This is a genomic window from Streptomyces hiroshimensis (assembly GCF_014650335.1).
Classification (GTDB): domain Bacteria; phylum Actinomycetota; class Actinomycetes; order Streptomycetales; family Streptomycetaceae; genus Streptomyces; species Streptomyces hiroshimensis.
Map to the genome: position 1 here is coordinate 420,500 of NZ_BMUT01000006.1, position 15,459 is coordinate 435,958.

The window sequence follows — 15,459 nt, forward strand, 5'->3', positions numbered from 1 at the left end:
CCGCCGCCTGTTGCAGGGCTGTGACAGTCGGCGGACAACGCGATGAAACTGGCCCGGCAGGCTTTTGGTCATCGGGCAGCGGAGCCCGGTACGGAAATCGGACCGAGGCTGGCTCCACCGACGGGGGGCGCGAGATGAACACACTGCACAGCACCACGACCAGCGCAGTCATTCGCACGCGCCTGCACGACGCCGGGCGGAGCCCGGAGAAGTCCGGTGCCGTGGGCGGGCGGGGGTGCGCCCGCGGCACCGGACGTGTACGGCCGCCCTACATGGTGGCGATCGACGCGGTCACGTACGGGGAGCCCAAGGGAGCTGCGGGGGCGGCTCCGGGGGCCACGGGGGAGAAGAAGGCGGCGTCCAGGGCCGAGGCGGAGTTCACCGCCTACGTCCAGGAGCGCCGGGCCTCCCTGTACGCGACCGCGTACCACCTGACGGGCGACCGGCACGAGGCGGAGGACCTGCTGCAGAGCGCGCTGTTCTCCACCTTCCGCGCCTGGGACCGGATCACGGACAAGGCGGCCGTCGGCGGCTACCTGCGCCGCACCATGACGAACCTGCACATCAGCGCCTGGCGCCGGCGCAAGCTCAACGAGTACCCGACCGAGGAACTGCCGGAGATGCCCGGCGAGGGCGATGCGATGCGCGGCACCGAGCTGCGCGCCGTCCTCTGGCAGGCCCTCGCCCGGCTGCCCGAGCTGCAGCGCACGATGCTCGTCCTGCGCTACTACGAGGGCCGCACGGACCCGGAGATCGCGGAGATCCTGGACATCAGCGTGGGCACGGTCAAGAGCAGCATCTGGCGCTCGCTGCGCCGCCTGCGCGACGACGAGGTCATCGGCTCCGGCCGGGACCAGCTGGAGTCCTTCGGCGAGCTGGTCGCCTGAGAAGGCAGTACGCAGGAGGCAGTAAGAAGCAGTAAGAGGCAACAAGGGGCCCTGAACGGGGGGCGCTCGGGGGAGCGCGGACAGGGCCGTGGGGGAGCGGAAGCGGGTCGGACAGCCGGGGGGCCTGTCCTGACCCGCTTCTGCGCGTCCGGGACGCGGGCGCCGCAGCGCACGCGCCCCGCAGTGCACCTACGCGCCGCTCAGATCTTGACGCCCTCGCGGCGCCCCGCCGCCGCAGCCGCGATCCGGCCCATCGCCGTCTCCCTGCCGCACGCGTACGCACCCAGCGCCGTCTGACGGGCCACGATGCCGCGCTCGGCGCGCATCAGCCGCAGGCCGCGGCGGACCAGGTACGGCACCGGCTTGCGGGCCTCGCGCAGGTCGCGCACCAGGCGGCGGCGGAAGGTGGTGGAGGGGCGGCCGCGCAGGCACAGGGCGTCCGCCAGCACGCCCAGGTCGCGGCAGCGGTCGATGATGTCGGCCGCGAAGATGCCCTCGGCTATGAACAGCGGGGTGCGCCCGATGTCCAGCACGCTCGCCCCGGTGATCGAGCTGCTGGAGATGTCGTACAGCGGCACGCTCGCCCGCGACGTCCGGCACAGGGTCTCTATCGCGGAGACGGCGGCGTCCGCGTCCCACGAGAGCGGGGAGTCCCAGTCGGTGCCCGAGCCGTCCGCGAGGAGCGGCAGCGTCGGGTCCGTGCCCTCCTTGTAGAAGTCGTCCAGGTTGAGGACGGGCAGACCGGTACGGGCTGCGAGGGACGATTTTCCGGAACCGGAGGGACCGGTCAGCAGGATGACGCGCGCGGGGGCCAGGTGGGGAGTCACGGGACACCAGTGTGAGGCATTGAGCCGGATGGGGGATCCCCATGGGTTGCATGGTGCGCACAGCGTCACCACTCGCATACTGTGCGTTGTCGTTCGCCCGCACTTCGCGACCTCTCACGACCCCGGCAGGTGGCCATGGCTTCGCACGCTCGACATGCACGCTCCGCCAGCAAGGAGTCGAGGGCGCTCCGGCGCCGGATGCTCCTGCGCGTAGGGCTGACCGTCTCGGCGGGTGCGGCCTTCGCCGCGGGCGGCGCGGCCTCCGCGAGCGCCGACACCGGCATGGACGCCGCCCCGAGCACCGGCATGGCGCGCGCCCAGCTCGGCGAGACCAACATCCCCGCCGCGATCGAGGGGGCCAACAAGGGCCTGGGAGCGGGGGCAGAGGCGATCTTCGACACGGCCAAGACCCTGCGGACCAACCCCTTCGCCGGCACGCCCGTCGACCCGTTCGACAACACGGTGGGTACGAAGGTGGGGAACATGCAGCCGGTCACCACCAAGCCGGCGACGGCGCCGATCTCCAAGGGCGGCAGCCTGACGGACCTGCCCGTGGCGTCGAACCTGACGTCGCTGCTGCCGACGGGGCGGCCTGCGGCGCCCCCCAAGGGGCACTGAGTGACGCACTGAGTGACGCACTGAGTCCGGACATGCCGGAGGCCGGGGCGGGTCGTAACCCACCCCGGCCTCCGGCATGTCAGCTCGGGCTGCTCCGGATGCTCCGGCTCAGTACGACGAGCCGCCCGCGCCCAGCGACCCCGTCGGGTGCCAGACCGTGCGCGTCTCCAGGAACGCCGTCATGCGGTCCGTGCCGGGCTGCGCCGCCCAGTCCACAGGCTGTGGACGCAGCACGCGCTTGAGGTTGTCCGCCGCGGCGATCTCCAGCTCCTTGGCGAGCTCCGCGTCCGCACCGGCCAGGTCGATCGCGTTGACGTCCTGGTGCGCGGCCAGCGACGGCGCGATCTCGGCCGCACGGCCCGACAGGACGTTCACGACGCCGCCCGGGACGTCGGACGTGGCCAGCACCTCGCCCAGCGACAGGGCGGGCAGCGGGGCCTTCTCCGAGGCCACCACGACCACGGTGTTGCCGGTGGCGATCGCCGGGGCGATCACCGACACCAGGCCGAGGAACGACGACTCCTGCGGCGCGAGCACGGCGACGACGCCGGTCGGCTCGGTGGAGGAGACGTTGAAGAACGGGCCCGCGACCGGGTTCGTCGCACCGGTGATCTGGCTGATCTTGTCGGTCCAGCCCGCGTACCAGACCCAGCGGTCGATCGCGGCGTCCACCTGGGCCGCGGCCTTCGCCTTGGACAGGCCCTCGGCCTCGGCGACCTCCGCCACGAACTGGTCGCGGCGGCCCTCCAGCATCTCGGCGACGCGGTAGAGGACCTGGCCGCGGTTGTACGCGGTCGCGCCGGACCAGCCGCCGACGGCCTTGCGGGCCGCGACGACCGCGTCACGGGCGTCCTTGCGCGAGGACAGCGGGGCGTTGGCCAGCCAGTTGCCCTTGGAGTCGGTCACCTCGTACACCCGCCCGCTCTCGGACCGGGGGAACTTGCCCCCGACGAACAGCTTGTAGGTCTTGAAGACAGTCAAGCGCTCAGACATCGAGGTACGCCTCCAGGCCGTGGCGGCCGCCCTCGCGGCCGAATCCCGACTCCTTGAAGCCGCCGAACGGCGACGTCGGGTCGAACTTGTTGAACGTGTTGGCCCAGATGACACCCGCGCGCAGCTTGCCCGCGACGGCCAGCATGCGCGAGCCCTTCTCCGTCCAGATGCCGGCGGAGAGGCCGTACTGCGAGTTGTTCGCCTTGGCGACCGCCTCGCCCGGGGTGCGGAACGTCAGCACCGACAGGACCGGGCCGAAGATCTCCTCGCGGGCGATCCGGTGGGCCTGGGTGACGCCCGTGAACAGCGTCGGGCGGAACCAGAAGCCGTTCTCCGGCAGCTCGCACGCCGGGGCCCAGCGCTCGGCGCCCTCGGCCTCGCCGCTGTCGGCCAGCTCGGTGATCCGGGCCAGCTGCTCGGCGGAGTTGATCGCACCGATGTCGGTGTTCTTGTCCAGCGGGTCGCCGAGGCGCAGCGTGGACAGACGGCGCTTGAGGGAGTCCAGCAGCTCGTCGTGGATCGACTCCTGGACCAGCAGGCGCGAGCCCGCGCAGCAGACCTGGCCCTGGTTGAAGAAGATGCCCTGGACGATGCCCTCGACGGCCTGGTCGATGGGCGCGTCGTCGAAGACGATGTTGGCGCCCTTGCCGCCCAGCTCCAGCGTGAGCTTCTTGTCCGTGCCGGCGACCGTGCGGGCGATGGCCTTGCCGACCGCCGTGGAGCCGGTGAACGCGACCTTGTCGACGCCCTCGTGCGCGACGAGCGCGGCGCCCGTGGTGCCGTCACCCGTGACGATGTTGACGACGCCCTTGGGCAGGCCCGCCTGGCGGCAGATGTCCGCGAAGAACAGCGCCGACAGCGGCGTGGTCTCGGCCGGCTTCAGGACGACCGTGTTGCCCGTGGCGAGCGCCGGGGCGATCTTCCACGCCAGCATCAGCAGCGGGAAGTTCCACGGGATGACCTGGCCCGCGACGCCCAGCGGGCGGGGGTTCGCGCCGTAGCCCGCGTGGTCGAGCTTGTCGGCCCAGCCCGCGTAGTAGAAGAAGTGCGCGGCGACCAGCGGGAGGTCCGCGTCGCGCGTCTCCTTGATCGGCTTGCCGTTGTCCAGGGTCTCCAGGACGGCCAGCTCGCGGCTGCGCTCCTGGATGATCCGGGCGATCCGGAAGAGGTACTTGGCGCGCTCGGCGCCGGGCAGCGCCGACCACTTCTCGAAGGCCTTGCGGGCGGCCTTCACCGCGCGGTCCACGTCCTCCGCGGAGCCCTGGGCGACCTCGGAGAGCACCTCCTCGGTGGAGGGGCTGATCGTCTTGAAGACCTTGCCGCCGGTCGCCTCGGTGAACTCGCCGTCGATGAACAGGCCGTACGACGGGGCGATGTCGACGACCGCGCGCGACTCGGGTGCGGGTGCGTATTCAAATGCCATGTCGGTCAGTCCACCGTCACGTAGTCGGGACCGGAGTAACGCCCGGTGCTCAGCTTCTGCCGCTGCATCAGCAGGTCGTTGAGGAGGCTGGAGGCACCGAAGCGGAACCAGGTGTTGTCCAGCCACTCCTCGCCCACGGTCTCGTTGACCAGGACCAGGAACTTGATCGCGTCCTTGGTGGTGCGGATGCCGCCGGCCGGCTTCACACCGACCTGGACGCCGGTCAGCGCGCGGAAGTCCCGCACGGCCTCCAGCATCAGCAGGGTGTTCGCCGGGGTGGCGTTGACCGCGACCTTGCCGGTCGAGGTCTTGATGAAGTCGGCGCCCGCGAGCATGCCGATCCAGGACGCGCGGCGGATGTTGTCGTACGTCGACAGCTCGCCGGTCTCGAAGATCACCTTGAGGCGGGCCTTGTCGCCGCACTCGGCCTTGACGGCGCGGATCTCTTCCAGGACGTCCATGTAGCGGCCCGCGAGGAAGGCGCCACGGTCGATGACCATGTCGATCTCGTCGGCACCGGCCTCGATCGCATCGCGGGTGTCCGCGAGCTTGACCGGCAGCGCGGCGCGGCCGGCCGGGAACGCGGTGGCCACGGACGCGACCTTCACGTCCGTACCGGCGAGGACGGCCTTGGCCGTCGCCACCATGTCGGGGTAGACGCAGACGGCGGCGGTGCGCGGCGTCGTGCGGTCGGTGGGGTCGGGGTTGACGGCCTTGGCGGCCAGGGCCCGGACCTTGCCCGGGGTGTCGGCACCCTCGAGCGTCGTGAGGTCGATCATCGAGATCGCCAGGTCGATGGCGTACGCCTTCGCCGAGGTCTTGATCGAGCGGGTGCCGAGCGAGGCGGCGCGGGCCTCCAGCCCGACCGCGTCGACCCCCGGGAGTCCGTGCAGGAAGCGGCGCAGCGCACTGTCGGAGGCGGTGGCGTCCGCCAGCTCCTTCAGCCGCCCCGCGGCGTCGTTGCCGTGTGCGGGAACTGTGGTGGGCATGGTCACCAGATGAGCATATCTACGCGCGTAGCGTGTGCCAACCCCCTGCGGGAGGCGGGCGCGGTTCGGGGCGCTGCGGACGGCTCGCGCCGCGGTGCCGCCGCCGTGCCGCCGCGGTGCTGAGAGCCTCCGCGGGAGGCGTCAGGCAGAATCTGCCCATGACGAGCCCTAGCCCCGAACAGGAATACGCCGACAGGCGTTACCGCTCGCCCGCCGGCATCGCCGGCGGCGTGCTGATGCTCGCCCTCGCGGGCTGGCTGGGCGGCGACGCCGCCGTCCGCGGCGAGGGCCGTACGCCCTGGCTCGCGCTGGCCGGGCTGCTGTGCGTCGTGCCGCTGATCATCGCTTTCACGCTGCGGCCCGCCGTGTTCGCCGGGGCGTCGCGGCTGTTGGTGCGCAACCCGTTCCGGACGATCACGCTGCCGTGGGCGGCGGTGGACGCGGTGCGGGCCGGGTACTCCAGCGAGGTGCTGGCCGGGGGCTCCACGTACCAGCTGTGGGCCGTGCCGGTGTCGCTGAGGAAGCGCAAGCGCGCGGCCCGGAGCGGGGCGGAGGCGGCCCCCGCCGACCAGACCGTCACGGAGCTGCAGGAGCTCGCCGAGCGGAACGCTTCGCGGGAGGACGCGGGCGGGGAGGTCGTGGTCCGGTGGGCCTACGAGATCATCGCGCCGGCTGTGGTGGGGCTGGTGTTGTTCGTGGTGTTGCTGGTGGTCGACTGACAGCCGTTTCCCCGAGGAGGGAAGGAGGGGGTCCGGGGCACAGCCGCGGACCCCCTTCGCGGCATCAGATGCCCGCGGCCTTCGACAGGTCGGCCTTGATCTCGGCCAGAACCTCGGCGGCCTTGGCGCGCGCGCCCGCGAGGGCGGCGGCGTCGGCGACCGGGACCACTACCTCCAGGTAGCACTTGATCTTCGGCTCCGTGCCGCTCGGCCGCACGATCACCCGCGCGGCGGAGACCGTCCCGGACTCGTCACCGGCGAGGTGATAGCGGAGGCCGTCCGTCGGCGGCAGGGACTCCGTGCCCTTCGCCAGGTCCTCGGCGGACGTGATGTGCAGGCCCGCCAGAACCGTCGGCGGCTGCTCGCGCAGGCGGCGCATCGCGTCCGCGATCAGCGACAGGTCCTGGACGCGCACCGACAGCTGGTCCGTGGCGTGCAGGCCGTGCTCGACCGCCAGGTCGTCCAGGAGGTCGGTCAGCGTCCGGCCGGACTCCTTGAGCTCCGCGGCCAGCTCCGCGACCAGCAGGGCCGCCGTGATGCCGTCCTTGTCGCGGACGCCCTCGGGGTCGACGCAGTAGCCCAGCGCCTCCTCGTAGGCGTAGCGCAGGCCGTCGACGCGGGCCAGCCACTTGAAGCCCGTCAGCGTCTCCGTGTACGGCGTGCCGGTGCTCGCGGCGGCGATGCGGGACAGGAGGGAGGACGAGACGATCGTCGTGGTGAACGTGCCACGGGCGTTCTTGTGCACCAGGTGCGTGGCGAGCAGCGCGCCGACCTCGTCGCCGCGCAGCATGCGCCAGCCCTCGGGGCTTTCGGCGTCGGGCACGGCGACGGCGCAGCGGTCCGCGTCCGGGTCGTTGGCGATGATGATGTCCGGCTGGGCCTCGCGGGCCGTGGCGAACGCCAGGTCCATGGCGCCCGGCTCCTCCGGGTTGGGGAACACCACGGTCGGGAAGTCCGGGTCCGGCTCGGCCTGGGCGGCGACGACGGTCGGGGCGGGGAAGCCGGCGCGCTCGAAGGCGGCGGTCAGGACGTCGCGGCCGACGCCGTGCATGGGCGTGTAGACGACGCGCACGTCGCGGGCGGAGCCGCCGGTCAGGACGGCGTCCGTGCGCTCCAGGTAGGCGCCGACGATGTTCTCGTAGCGCAGGGTCTCCCAGCCGGCGGAGGGGCGGGGGACGTCGTCCAGGCTGCGGACGGCGGCGATCTCGGCGGCGATCTCGGCGTCGGCGGGCGGCACGATCTGGGAGCCGTCGCCCAGGTAGACCTTGTAGCCGTTGTCGCGCGGCGGGTTGTGGCTGGCCGTGACCTCGATGCCGGCGACGGCGCCGAGGTGGCGGATCGCGAAGGCGAGGACGGGGGTGGGCAGCGGCTTGGGGAGGAGGGCGGCCTTGAGGCCTGCGCCCACCATGACGGCCGCGGTGTCGAGGGCGAAGTCCGCGCTCTTGTAGCGGGCGTCGTAGCCGATGACCACCGTGCCACCGGTGTGGCCCTGCTTCTTGAGGTAGGCGGCGAGGCCGGCGGCGGCGCGGATGACGACGGAGCGGTTCATGCGCATGGGGCCGGCGCCGAGCTCACCGCGGAGGCCGGCGGTGCCGAACTGGAGGGTGCCGGCGAAGCGGGCGGCGATCTCGGCGGTGTCCCCGGCCTCGATGAGCCGGGCGAGCTCTTCGCGGGTGTCGGGGTCGGGGTCCTCGGCGAGCCAGGACTTGGCCTGGGCGGTGAGGGCGTCGTCTCGCTCCACGGTGTCTCCTACGGAGGGTTCGGGATATGGGTTCTGGGTGCCGCGGGCCGGGGTTCGCGGGGCGGGTTCGCGGGCGGTCGTCCGTGGGTCGGGGGCGGGGTGGGCCGGGGCTTCCGGGGCTGCATGATTTACGGGCCCTCTGGCCCAAGCTTTGGGTGCCCGGAACGCGGGCCCACAAATCACGCTTTACGCCCCTTGCCAGCCCCGGCCCACCCCGCCCCCTCCCGCGCGTACGCAGCCGCGGGCCGGCTCGGGCCGCCGTTTCCGGTAGCGAACCTTGCGCTTCCGGTAATGGGCGGGTGGGTGGGCGTGTCGCGCGCCGAAGGCGCGCGGGGAACGCCAAACGGCGCCGCACCCGGGTGTGGGGAACGGCGCCGTACCGGCTGGGTCAGAGCTTCGGGAGGACCCGGGCCAGGAGCTGGCCCATGCGGGACGCGGAGTCGCGCCCGGCCTGGAGGACCTCTTCGTGGTTGAGGGGCTCGCCCGTCATGCCCGCGGCGAGGTTCGTGACGAGGGAGATGCCGAGGACCTCGGCACCGGCCTCACGGGCCGCGATGGCCTCGAGGGTCGTGGACATGCCGACGAGGTCGCCACCGAGGGTGCGGACCATGCGGATCTCGGCCGGCGTCTCGTAGTGCGGGCCGGGGAGCTGGACGTAGACACCCTCCTCCAGGGTCTCGTCCACCTCCTTGCACAGCGCGCGCAGGCGGCGGGAGTAGAGGTCGGTGAGGTCGACGAAGTTGGCGCCGACGATCGGCGAGGTCGCCGTCATGTTGATGTGGTCGCTGATCAGCACGGGCTGGCCGGGGCGCATGCCGTCGCGGAGGCCGCCGCAGCCGTTGGTGAGGACGACGGTCTTGCAGCCGGCGGCGACGGAGGTGCGCACGCCGTGCACGACGGCGGCGACGCCGCGGCCCTCGTAGTAGTGCGTGCGGCCGAGGAAGACCAGGGCGCGCTTGTCGTTGATCTTGTACGAGCGGACCGTGCCGGCGTGGCCCGCCACGGCGGCGGCGGTGAAGCCGGGGAGCTCGGTGACCGGGAACTCGGCCTCGGGAGCGCCGAGCGCCTCGGTCGCGGGGAGCCAGCCGCTGCCCATGACCAGGGCGACGTCGTGGGTCTCGGCGCCGGTCAGCTCGCGCAGACGGGCGGCGGCGGCGTCCGCCGCGGCGTACGGGTCGGCCTGGATGTCGGGAGTAACTGATGCGTTCACGCGGACGAGGGTAGCCGCTTATCGCCTACGCGCGTAGATGTCACTGCTCACGGTGTTCCGATTGTTGCTTTGTGGGTTGTGACGAGACGTAGTCGTCACCTCCCGGCCCCGGCCGTCAGCAGGGGCGCTTGCGCAGCTCCATCACATAGTCGTGGGGTGCGCCCGCCGATTCCGCCGCGTCGGCGATCTCGCCGAGGTAGCGGGCGGAGGGCAGGCCGCCTTCGTAACCGTTCAGGACGTAGATCCATGCGGGCTCCTCACCGTCCAGAGTGTGCACGCGGACGCGCATCCGGCGGTAGATGTCGAGGCCGACACCCTCCCAACGGTCCATCGAGTCCTCGTCCATCGGAGCGATGTCGTAGAGCGCGACGAAGACCTGGGAGCGGGGTGCCTCGACCACGGTCGCGAGCGCGCCCTCCCAGCCGAGCTGCTCGCCGCCGAAGGTCAGCCGCCAGTCGGCGAGCCAGCCCGTGCCGCGCAGCGGCGAGTGGGGTGCGCGGCGGGACATCAGCCGCGCGTCGAGGTTGCCGGCGTACGCGGCGTAGAGCGACATGGTTTCGAGGGTACGGGAGTGAGGCGCGACGGCATTTGGGATGGCAGTCTCGAAGGGAGGTTCGTCCGGAACCTCCTGCCGGTTCTCGCACGGATTGCCGTATGCATACGGGTACGGATCCGCTGGAGAGGCCCCGGGAGAAGTCACTTCGACGGATACGGGACAATGGAGTACGTGACTCGGATCGTGATCATCGGTGGCGGACCCGGCGGCTATGAGGCGGCGCTCGTCGCCGCGCAGCTCGGCGCGGAGGTGACCGTCGTCGACTGCGACGGTCTGGGCGGGGCGTCGGTGCTCACCGACTGTGTCCCCTCGAAGACGCTCATTGCGACGGCAGAGGTGATGACGACCTTCGACTCCTCGTACGAGGAGCTCGGGATCATCGTCGCCGACGACACCCCGCACATCGAGCAGGCGGCCCGGGTCGTCGGCGTGGACCTGGGCAAGGTCAACCGCCGTGTGAAGCGGCTGGCGCTCGCGCAGTCGCACGACATCACGGCGTCCGTCACCCGCGCGGGTGCACGCGTGCTGCGCGGCCGGGGGCGGCTGGAGCCGAACCAGGCGCCGGACGGCTCGCGCCGGGTGATCGTGCGGGCCGCGGACGGGTCCGAGGAGACGCTGGTCGCGGATGCGGTGCTGGTCGCCACGGGTGCGCACCCGCGGGAGATCCCCGATGCGCTGCCGGACGGCGAGCGCATCCTGAACTGGACCCAGGTGTACGACCTGGACGAGCTCCCCGAGGAGCTCATCGTGGTCGGCTCGGGTGTCACCGGTGCGGAGTTCGCCGGTGCGTACCAGGCGCTGGGGTCCAAGGTGACGCTGGTGTCCTCGCGCGATCGCGTGCTGCCGGGTGAGGACCCGGACGCCGCGGCCGTGCTGGAGGACGTCTTCCGGCGCCGTGGCATGAACGTCATGGCGCGGTCGCGGGCGCAGTCCGCGAAGCGGGTCGGTGACCGGGTCGAGGTGACGCTGGCGGACGGCCGCGTCATCACGGGCACGCACTGCCTGATGGCGGTCGGCTCCATTCCGAACACCGCGGGGATCGGGCTGGAGGAGGCCGGGGTCCGCCTCAAGGAGTCCGGGCACATCCACACCGACCGGGTCTCGCGCACCAGCGCGCCGGGCGTCTACGCCGCCGGTGACTGCACGGGCGTGCTCGCGCTCGCGTCGGTCGCGGCGATGCAGGGACGTATCGCCATGTACCACTTCCTGGGTGACGCGGTCGCGCCGCTCAACCTGAAGGCGGTCTCGGCGAACGTCTTCACCGACCCCGAGATCGCGACCGTCGGCTACACGCAGGCCGACGTCGACAGCGGGAAGATCGACGCCCGCATGGTCAAGCTGCCGCTGCTGCGCAATCCGCGCGCGAAGATGCAGGGCATCCGGGACGGCTTCGTGAAGCTGTTCTGCCGGCCCGGCACGGGCATCGTGGTGGGCGGCGTCGTGGTCGCCCCGCGGGCGAGCGAGCTCATCCACCCGATCTCCCTCGCGGTCGACAACAGCCTGACGGTCGAGCAGATCGCCAATGCGTTCACCGTTTACCCGTCGCTCTCCGGTTCGCTGGCGGAAGTCGCCCGGCAGCTGCATTCGCGGAAGACGCAGCGCGAGGCGTAAACGCTCCGCAAGGCGTAAACGCTCCGCGAGGGTTTGGGGATTGATTGTTGCGCTGAGTGGCCGGGAGGCGCCGGTCGTTGAGACCGGGCCTCCTATACCACTTTGAGCGTTCCGGAGCGGACAACTTCCGTTAATTGCTGCAACCTGCTGAAAACGGATGGTCGTTGGCGTTACTGTCGGTTTCGTGTTCGCTGCAGAACGTCGTCAATTGATCCTCGAAATGGTGCGGGCCAACGGGGCGGTTTCGCTCCGTGAGCTCGCCCGCGTCGTCCAGACCTCCGAAGTGACCGTGCGGCGGGACGTGCGCGCACTGGAGGCAGAAGGACTGCTCGACCGCCGGCACGGCGGTGCGGTGCTGCCGGGCGGCTTCACCAGGGAGTCCGGCTTCCCGCAGAAATCCCATCTAGCGACCGCCGAGAAGACGGCCATCGCCGATCTCGCGGCGAGCTTCGTCGAGGAGGGCGAGGCCGTCGTCGTCGGCGCCGGTACGACCACGCAGGAGCTGGCCCGCCGGCTCGCACGCGTACCGGGACTGACCGTCGTCACCAATTCCCTGCTCGTCGCCCAGGCCCTCGCCCATGCCAACCGGGTCGAGGTCGTCATGACGGGCGGCACGCTCAGAGGATCCAACTATGCGCTGGTGGGCAGCGGCGCGGAGCAGTCCCTGCACGGGCTGCGGGTCACGCGGGCGTTCCTGTCGGGGAGCGGGCTGACCGCGGAGCGGGGCCTCTCCACGTCCAACATGCTCTCCGCGAGCGTGGACCGGGCGCTGGTGCAGGCGGCGGCGGAGGTGGTGGTGCTCGCGGATCATACGAAGCTGGGCACGGACACCATGTTCCAGACCGTCCCCACGGATGTGATCACGAGACTCGTGACGGACGAGCCGCCGTCCCACGACGACCGCGCCTCGACGGAGCTGCAGGCTCTCGCCGACCAGGGCGTCCACATCTCGGTCGCCGGGCCCGGCGCGGGGTCGGGCCAGGGGCCGGGGCCCGGGCCGACGGGGGCGGTGTCGGGCGGCGGCGAGCAGGTGCCGCCGCAACAGCGCCGCCGGGACGTCCCACCCTTGCCGGGCCAGCGCCGCACGCACGGGGGTCACCACCCCATGCCCCCGGGCCAGCAGGGCCCGCCGGGCGCGGGCCCGTCGTCGCCGCAACTCCGCAGCGCGGGGTCGCTGGGCGCTGAGCCTTCGACGGGGACGGCGAGGGTGGCGGACCTGGCGCCGAGGCGGCGTTAGCCCGCCGCAGTAGCAGGGAACGACGACGGCGCGGTCCGGCCGTGCCGACAGGCCTCGGGCCGGCCGGGCACCGCCGGTCTCCGCCGTGGGGGCGGGTCGCCGTTGCGGCGGGTGGTTGGTGGCCGGGGCCGATTGCTGTCCGGCCGTCGGCCGGTGTGTTCTGGCTGGGCCCAGCACCCTGTTTCCGCCGCGGTGGCGAGGTGCCACGACGGTGCAGGCCGGCGGTGCCGAGTCGGCCTCAGGTGGGTTGGGCACCGCCGGTCTGCGTCGTGGGGGCGGGGCGCCGTTGCGGCGGGTGGTTGGTGGCCGGGGCCGATTGCTGTCCGGCCGTCGGCCGGTGTGTTCTGGCTGGGCCCAGCCCCCCTGCTTCCGCCGCGGTGGCGAGGTGCCACGACGGTGCAGGCCGGCGGTGCCGAGTCGGCCTCAGGTGGGTTGGGCACCGCCGGTCTCCGCCGTGGGGGCGGGGCGCCGTTGCGGCGGGTGGTTGGTGGCGGGGGCCGGTTGTTGTCCGGCCTTCGGCCGGTGTTCCGGCTGAGGCCCGGGGTCTATTCAGCTGGGCTGCGCCCGCTCCGCCGCGGCGGTGAGGTGCCACGAGGGTGCAGCTGGGGGCACCTCCCAGCGGTAGCTGGGGGAGGTGCCGCGTCGGCCGTGGAGGGTCAGCTCTCTTCCGGGCAGGGCTTCGTGGCCAGGCCCTGTAGCGTCAGCGTCAAAAGGCGGTCCGGGAGTTGCGGGTCGTCCGGGGACTGTTCCGCGGCGAGTGAGATCGCGTTCGTCAGCTGCATGACGTCGACGATGTCGACGTCGGGGCGGACCGCACCCGCCGCCTGCGCCCGCGCGAGCAGCACGCTGCCCGCCTCCCGCAGGGGAAGGCTGCAGCGCGACATCGCCGACGCCTCGTCCGCCTGGGCGGCCAGCAGGGCTCGCGAGAGCCCCCGGTACGTGCTGGCGTGTGCCACGCACGCCCGTAGCCAGTCCACCAGCGCCCGGCACGGCTCGGGGGAGGCCAGGAGTTCGCGGGAGCGGGTGAGGAGCCCGTCGACTTCGCCCTGGAAGACGGCGCTCATCAGCGCCGTGCGGTTGGGGAAGTGGCGGTAGAGCGTGCCGATGCCGACCCCGGCCCGGCGGGCGATGTCCTCCAGGGAGGCGTCCGTGCCGTGCTCGGTGAACGCGGTCCGCGCCTCCGCGAGCAGCCGCTCGTAGTTGCGCCGGGCGTCCGCGCGCATGGGGCGCGGCGTCGCCTGTGTGATCTCCGTGGCCATGGCTGCCGAGTCCTCCCTTTCGCTCCCCGCCTGCCAAGGATGCCACCGACACGCCTGTGGGCCCCCGCCGAGTGATCGGCGGAGGCCCACAGGCATGCAACGGCTGTTGCGTCAGTCCTTGATCTCGCAGATGACGGCGCCGGAGGAGACGGAGGCACCGACCTCGGCGGTGATGCCCTTGACCGTGCCCGCGCGGTGGGCGTTGAGGGGCTGTTCCATCTTCATCGCTTCGAGGACGACGATCAGTTCGCCTTCGGCGACCTCCTGACCTTCCTCGACCGCGACCTTGACGATCGTGCCCTGCATCGGCGAGGTCAGCGCATCACCCGATGCCGCCGAGCCGGCCTTCTTCGCCGCACGGCGCTTCGGCTTCGCCCCGCCCGCAGCCGCCGTACGCGCCAGGGTCATGCCCAGCGAGGACGGCAGGGAGACCTCCAGGCGCTTGCCGCCGACCTCGACCACCACGGTCTCGCGGCCGGCCTCCTCGCCCTCCTCCTCGCCGGCCGCGGCGCCCGCGAACGGCTCGATGGTGTTGACGAACTCCGTCTCGATCCACCGCGTGTGCACACGGAACGGATCGGCAGTGAACGCGGGGTCGGTGACCACGGCCTGGTGGAACGGGATGGCCGTGGCCATGCCCTCCACCTTGAACTCACCCAGCGCACGCGCCGCCCGCTGCAGCGCCTGCTCACGCGTGGCACCGGTGACGATCAGCTTCGCCAGCAGCGAGTCCCACGCCGGGCCGATCACACTCCCCGACTCCACACCTGCATCCAGGCGCACGCCCGGACCCGTCGGCGCGTCGAAGCGGGTCACGGTGCCGGGGGCGGGCAGGAAGTTACGGCCCGGGTCCTCACCGTTGATACGGAACTCGAAGGAGTGCCCGCGCAGCGGCGGGTCGTCGTAGCCGAGCTCCTCGCCGTCGGCGATGCGGAACATCTCCCGCACCAGGTCGATGCCGGTGACCTCTTCGGTGACCGGGTGCTCGACCTGCAGACGGGTGTTGACCTCCAGGAAGGAGATCGTCCCGTCCTGCCCCACGAGGAACTCGCACGTGCCCGCGCCCTCGTAGCCGGCCTCGCGCAGGATCGCCTTCGACGCCCGGTACAGCTCCGCGTTCTGCTCCGCCGACAGGAACGGCGCAGGCGCTTCCTCGACGAGCTTCTGGTGGCGGCGCTGCAGCGAGCAGTCACGCGTGGAGACCACGACGACGTTGCCGTGCTTGTCGGCCAGGCACTGCGTCTCCACGTGCCGGGGACGGTCGAGGTAGCGCTCGACGAAGCACTCACCCCGCCCGAACGCCGCGACCGCCTCACGCACGGCGGAGTCGTAGAGCTCGGGGACCTCTTCCAGGGTGCGGGCGACCTTCAGGCCACGCCCGCCACCACC

14 protein-coding genes are annotated in these 15,459 nt (G+C 72.0%); 5 read left to right on the plus strand and 9 right to left on the minus strand.

Annotated elements, in window-relative coordinates:
* Nucleotides 1-134 precede the first annotated feature (134 nt).
* Nucleotides 135-887 (plus strand): SigE family RNA polymerase sigma factor, encoded by a 753-nt coding sequence (locus tag IE241_RS16910; RefSeq protein ID WP_190022550.1) that lies wholly within the window; start codon nucleotides 135-137, stop codon nucleotides 885-887.
* 200 nt (nucleotides 888-1,087) lie between these two features.
* On the opposite strand, the gene IE241_RS16915 is transcribed toward IE241_RS16910, so the two are convergent.
* Nucleotides 1,088-1,792 (minus strand): uridine kinase family protein, encoded by a 705-nt coding sequence (locus IE241_RS16915; RefSeq protein WP_190022551.1) that lies wholly within the window; start codon nucleotides 1,790-1,792, stop codon nucleotides 1,088-1,090.
* A 57-nt stretch (nucleotides 1,793-1,849) separates the two neighbouring features.
* On the opposite strand from IE241_RS16915, the gene IE241_RS16920 reads away from it, so the two are divergent.
* Entirely contained in the window at nucleotides 1,850-2,332 is a 483-nt protein-coding gene (locus tag IE241_RS16920; protein WP_190022552.1) for a hypothetical protein, read from the plus strand.
* Nucleotides 2,333-2,440: 108 nt separating this feature from the next.
* On the opposite strand, the gene IE241_RS16925 is transcribed toward IE241_RS16920, so the two are convergent.
* From IE241_RS16925 to deoC, 3 genes are read right to left on the minus strand one after another with little or no spacing between them, the layout of a single operon-like run.
* The gene (locus IE241_RS16925) at nucleotides 2,441-3,325 is read right to left on the minus strand and encodes an aldehyde dehydrogenase family protein (RefSeq protein WP_190022553.1); all 885 of its coding nucleotides are present in this window, start codon (nucleotides 3,323-3,325) and stop codon (nucleotides 2,441-2,443) included.
* Entirely contained in the window at nucleotides 3,318-4,748 is a 1,431-nt protein-coding gene (locus tag IE241_RS16930) for an aldehyde dehydrogenase family protein (RefSeq protein ID WP_190022554.1), read from the minus strand. The genes IE241_RS16925 and IE241_RS16930 overlap by 8 nt, the downstream gene beginning before the upstream one ends.
* Before the next feature lie 5 nt (nucleotides 4,749-4,753).
* Entirely contained in the window at nucleotides 4,754-5,737 is a 984-nt protein-coding gene (gene deoC / locus IE241_RS16935; protein WP_190022602.1) for a deoxyribose-phosphate aldolase, read from the minus strand.
* Between the two features lie 158 nt (nucleotides 5,738-5,895).
* Here deoC and IE241_RS16940 point away from each other — a divergent pair, with 158 nt between their 5' ends.
* On the plus strand, nucleotides 5,896-6,456 hold the full coding sequence (locus IE241_RS16940; RefSeq protein WP_190022555.1) for a PH domain-containing protein: 561 nt from the start codon (nucleotides 5,896-5,898) through the stop codon (nucleotides 6,454-6,456).
* A 64-nt stretch (nucleotides 6,457-6,520) separates the two neighbouring features.
* Here IE241_RS16940 and IE241_RS16945 read toward each other — a convergent pair whose 3' ends face one another.
* From IE241_RS16945 to IE241_RS16955, 3 genes are all read right to left on the minus strand, one after another.
* A complete protein-coding gene (locus IE241_RS16945; RefSeq protein WP_190022556.1) occupies nucleotides 6,521-8,197 on the minus strand; it encodes a phospho-sugar mutase in 1,677 nt (558 codons plus the stop codon).
* 388 nt (nucleotides 8,198-8,585) lie between these two features.
* Nucleotides 8,586-9,407: a purine-nucleoside phosphorylase gene (locus tag IE241_RS16950; RefSeq protein WP_190022557.1), complete on the minus strand. Its 822-nt coding sequence runs from the start codon at nucleotides 9,405-9,407 to the stop codon at nucleotides 8,586-8,588.
* A gap of 115 nt (nucleotides 9,408-9,522) precedes the next feature.
* Nucleotides 9,523-9,960: a gamma-glutamylcyclotransferase family protein gene (locus IE241_RS16955; RefSeq protein WP_030369994.1), complete on the minus strand. Its 438-nt coding sequence runs from the start codon at nucleotides 9,958-9,960 to the stop codon at nucleotides 9,523-9,525.
* 165 nt (nucleotides 9,961-10,125) lie between these two features.
* Here IE241_RS16955 and IE241_RS16960 point away from each other — a divergent pair, with 165 nt between their 5' ends.
* Nucleotides 10,126-11,574, plus strand: a complete 1,449-nt coding sequence (locus IE241_RS16960) for an NAD(P)H-quinone dehydrogenase (RefSeq protein ID WP_190022558.1) — start codon at nucleotides 10,126-10,128, stop codon at nucleotides 11,572-11,574.
* Between the two features lie 220 nt (nucleotides 11,575-11,794).
* A complete protein-coding gene (locus IE241_RS16965) occupies nucleotides 11,795-12,811 on the plus strand; it encodes a DeoR/GlpR family DNA-binding transcription regulator (RefSeq protein ID WP_229899389.1) in 1,017 nt (338 codons plus the stop codon).
* 656 nt (nucleotides 12,812-13,467) lie between these two features.
* Here IE241_RS16965 and IE241_RS16970 read toward each other — a convergent pair.
* Both IE241_RS16970 and IE241_RS16975 read right to left on the minus strand, forming a co-directional pair.
* On the minus strand, nucleotides 13,468-14,070 hold the full coding sequence (locus tag IE241_RS16970) for a TetR/AcrR family transcriptional regulator (protein ID WP_373300692.1): 603 nt from the start codon (nucleotides 14,068-14,070) through the stop codon (nucleotides 13,468-13,470).
* 111 nt (nucleotides 14,071-14,181) lie between these two features.
* The coding region (locus tag IE241_RS16975; RefSeq protein WP_190022560.1) for an ATP-binding protein at nucleotides 14,182-15,459 on the minus strand (1,278 nt) is incomplete at its 5' end.

Bases quoted from the DNA above. Each gene is read 5' to 3' on its own strand.
- IE241_RS16930 (WP_190022554.1), bottom strand. From the start codon at position 4,748: ATGGCATTTGAATACGCACCCGCACCCGAGTCGCGCGCGGTCGTCGAC.
- IE241_RS16940 (WP_190022555.1), top strand. From the start codon at position 5,896: ATGACGAGCCCTAGCCCCGAACAGGAATACGCCGACAGGCGTTACCGC.
- IE241_RS16915 (WP_190022551.1), bottom strand. From the start codon at position 1,792: ATGCGAGTGGTGACGCTGTGCGCACCATGCAACCCATGGGGATCCCCC.
- IE241_RS16925 (WP_190022553.1), bottom strand. From the start codon at position 3,325: ATGTCTGAGCGCTTGACTGTCTTCAAGACCTACAAGCTGTTCGTCGGG.
- IE241_RS16960 (WP_190022558.1), top strand. From the start codon at position 10,126: ATGGAGTACGTGACTCGGATCGTGATCATCGGTGGCGGACCCGGCGGC.
- IE241_RS16910 (WP_190022550.1), top strand. From the start codon at position 135: ATGAACACACTGCACAGCACCACGACCAGCGCAGTCATTCGCACGCGC.
- IE241_RS16965 (WP_229899389.1), top strand. From the start codon at position 11,795: ATGGTGCGGGCCAACGGGGCGGTTTCGCTCCGTGAGCTCGCCCGCGTC.
- IE241_RS16920 (WP_190022552.1), top strand. From the start codon at position 1,850: ATGGCTTCGCACGCTCGACATGCACGCTCCGCCAGCAAGGAGTCGAGG.
- IE241_RS16955 (WP_030369994.1), bottom strand. From the start codon at position 9,960: ATGTCGCTCTACGCCGCGTACGCCGGCAACCTCGACGCGCGGCTGATG.
- deoC (WP_190022602.1), bottom strand. From the start codon at position 5,737: ATGCCCACCACAGTTCCCGCACACGGCAACGACGCCGCGGGGCGGCTG.
- IE241_RS16970 (WP_373300692.1), bottom strand. From the start codon at position 14,070: ATGGCCACGGAGATCACACAGGCGACGCCGCGCCCCATGCGCGCGGAC.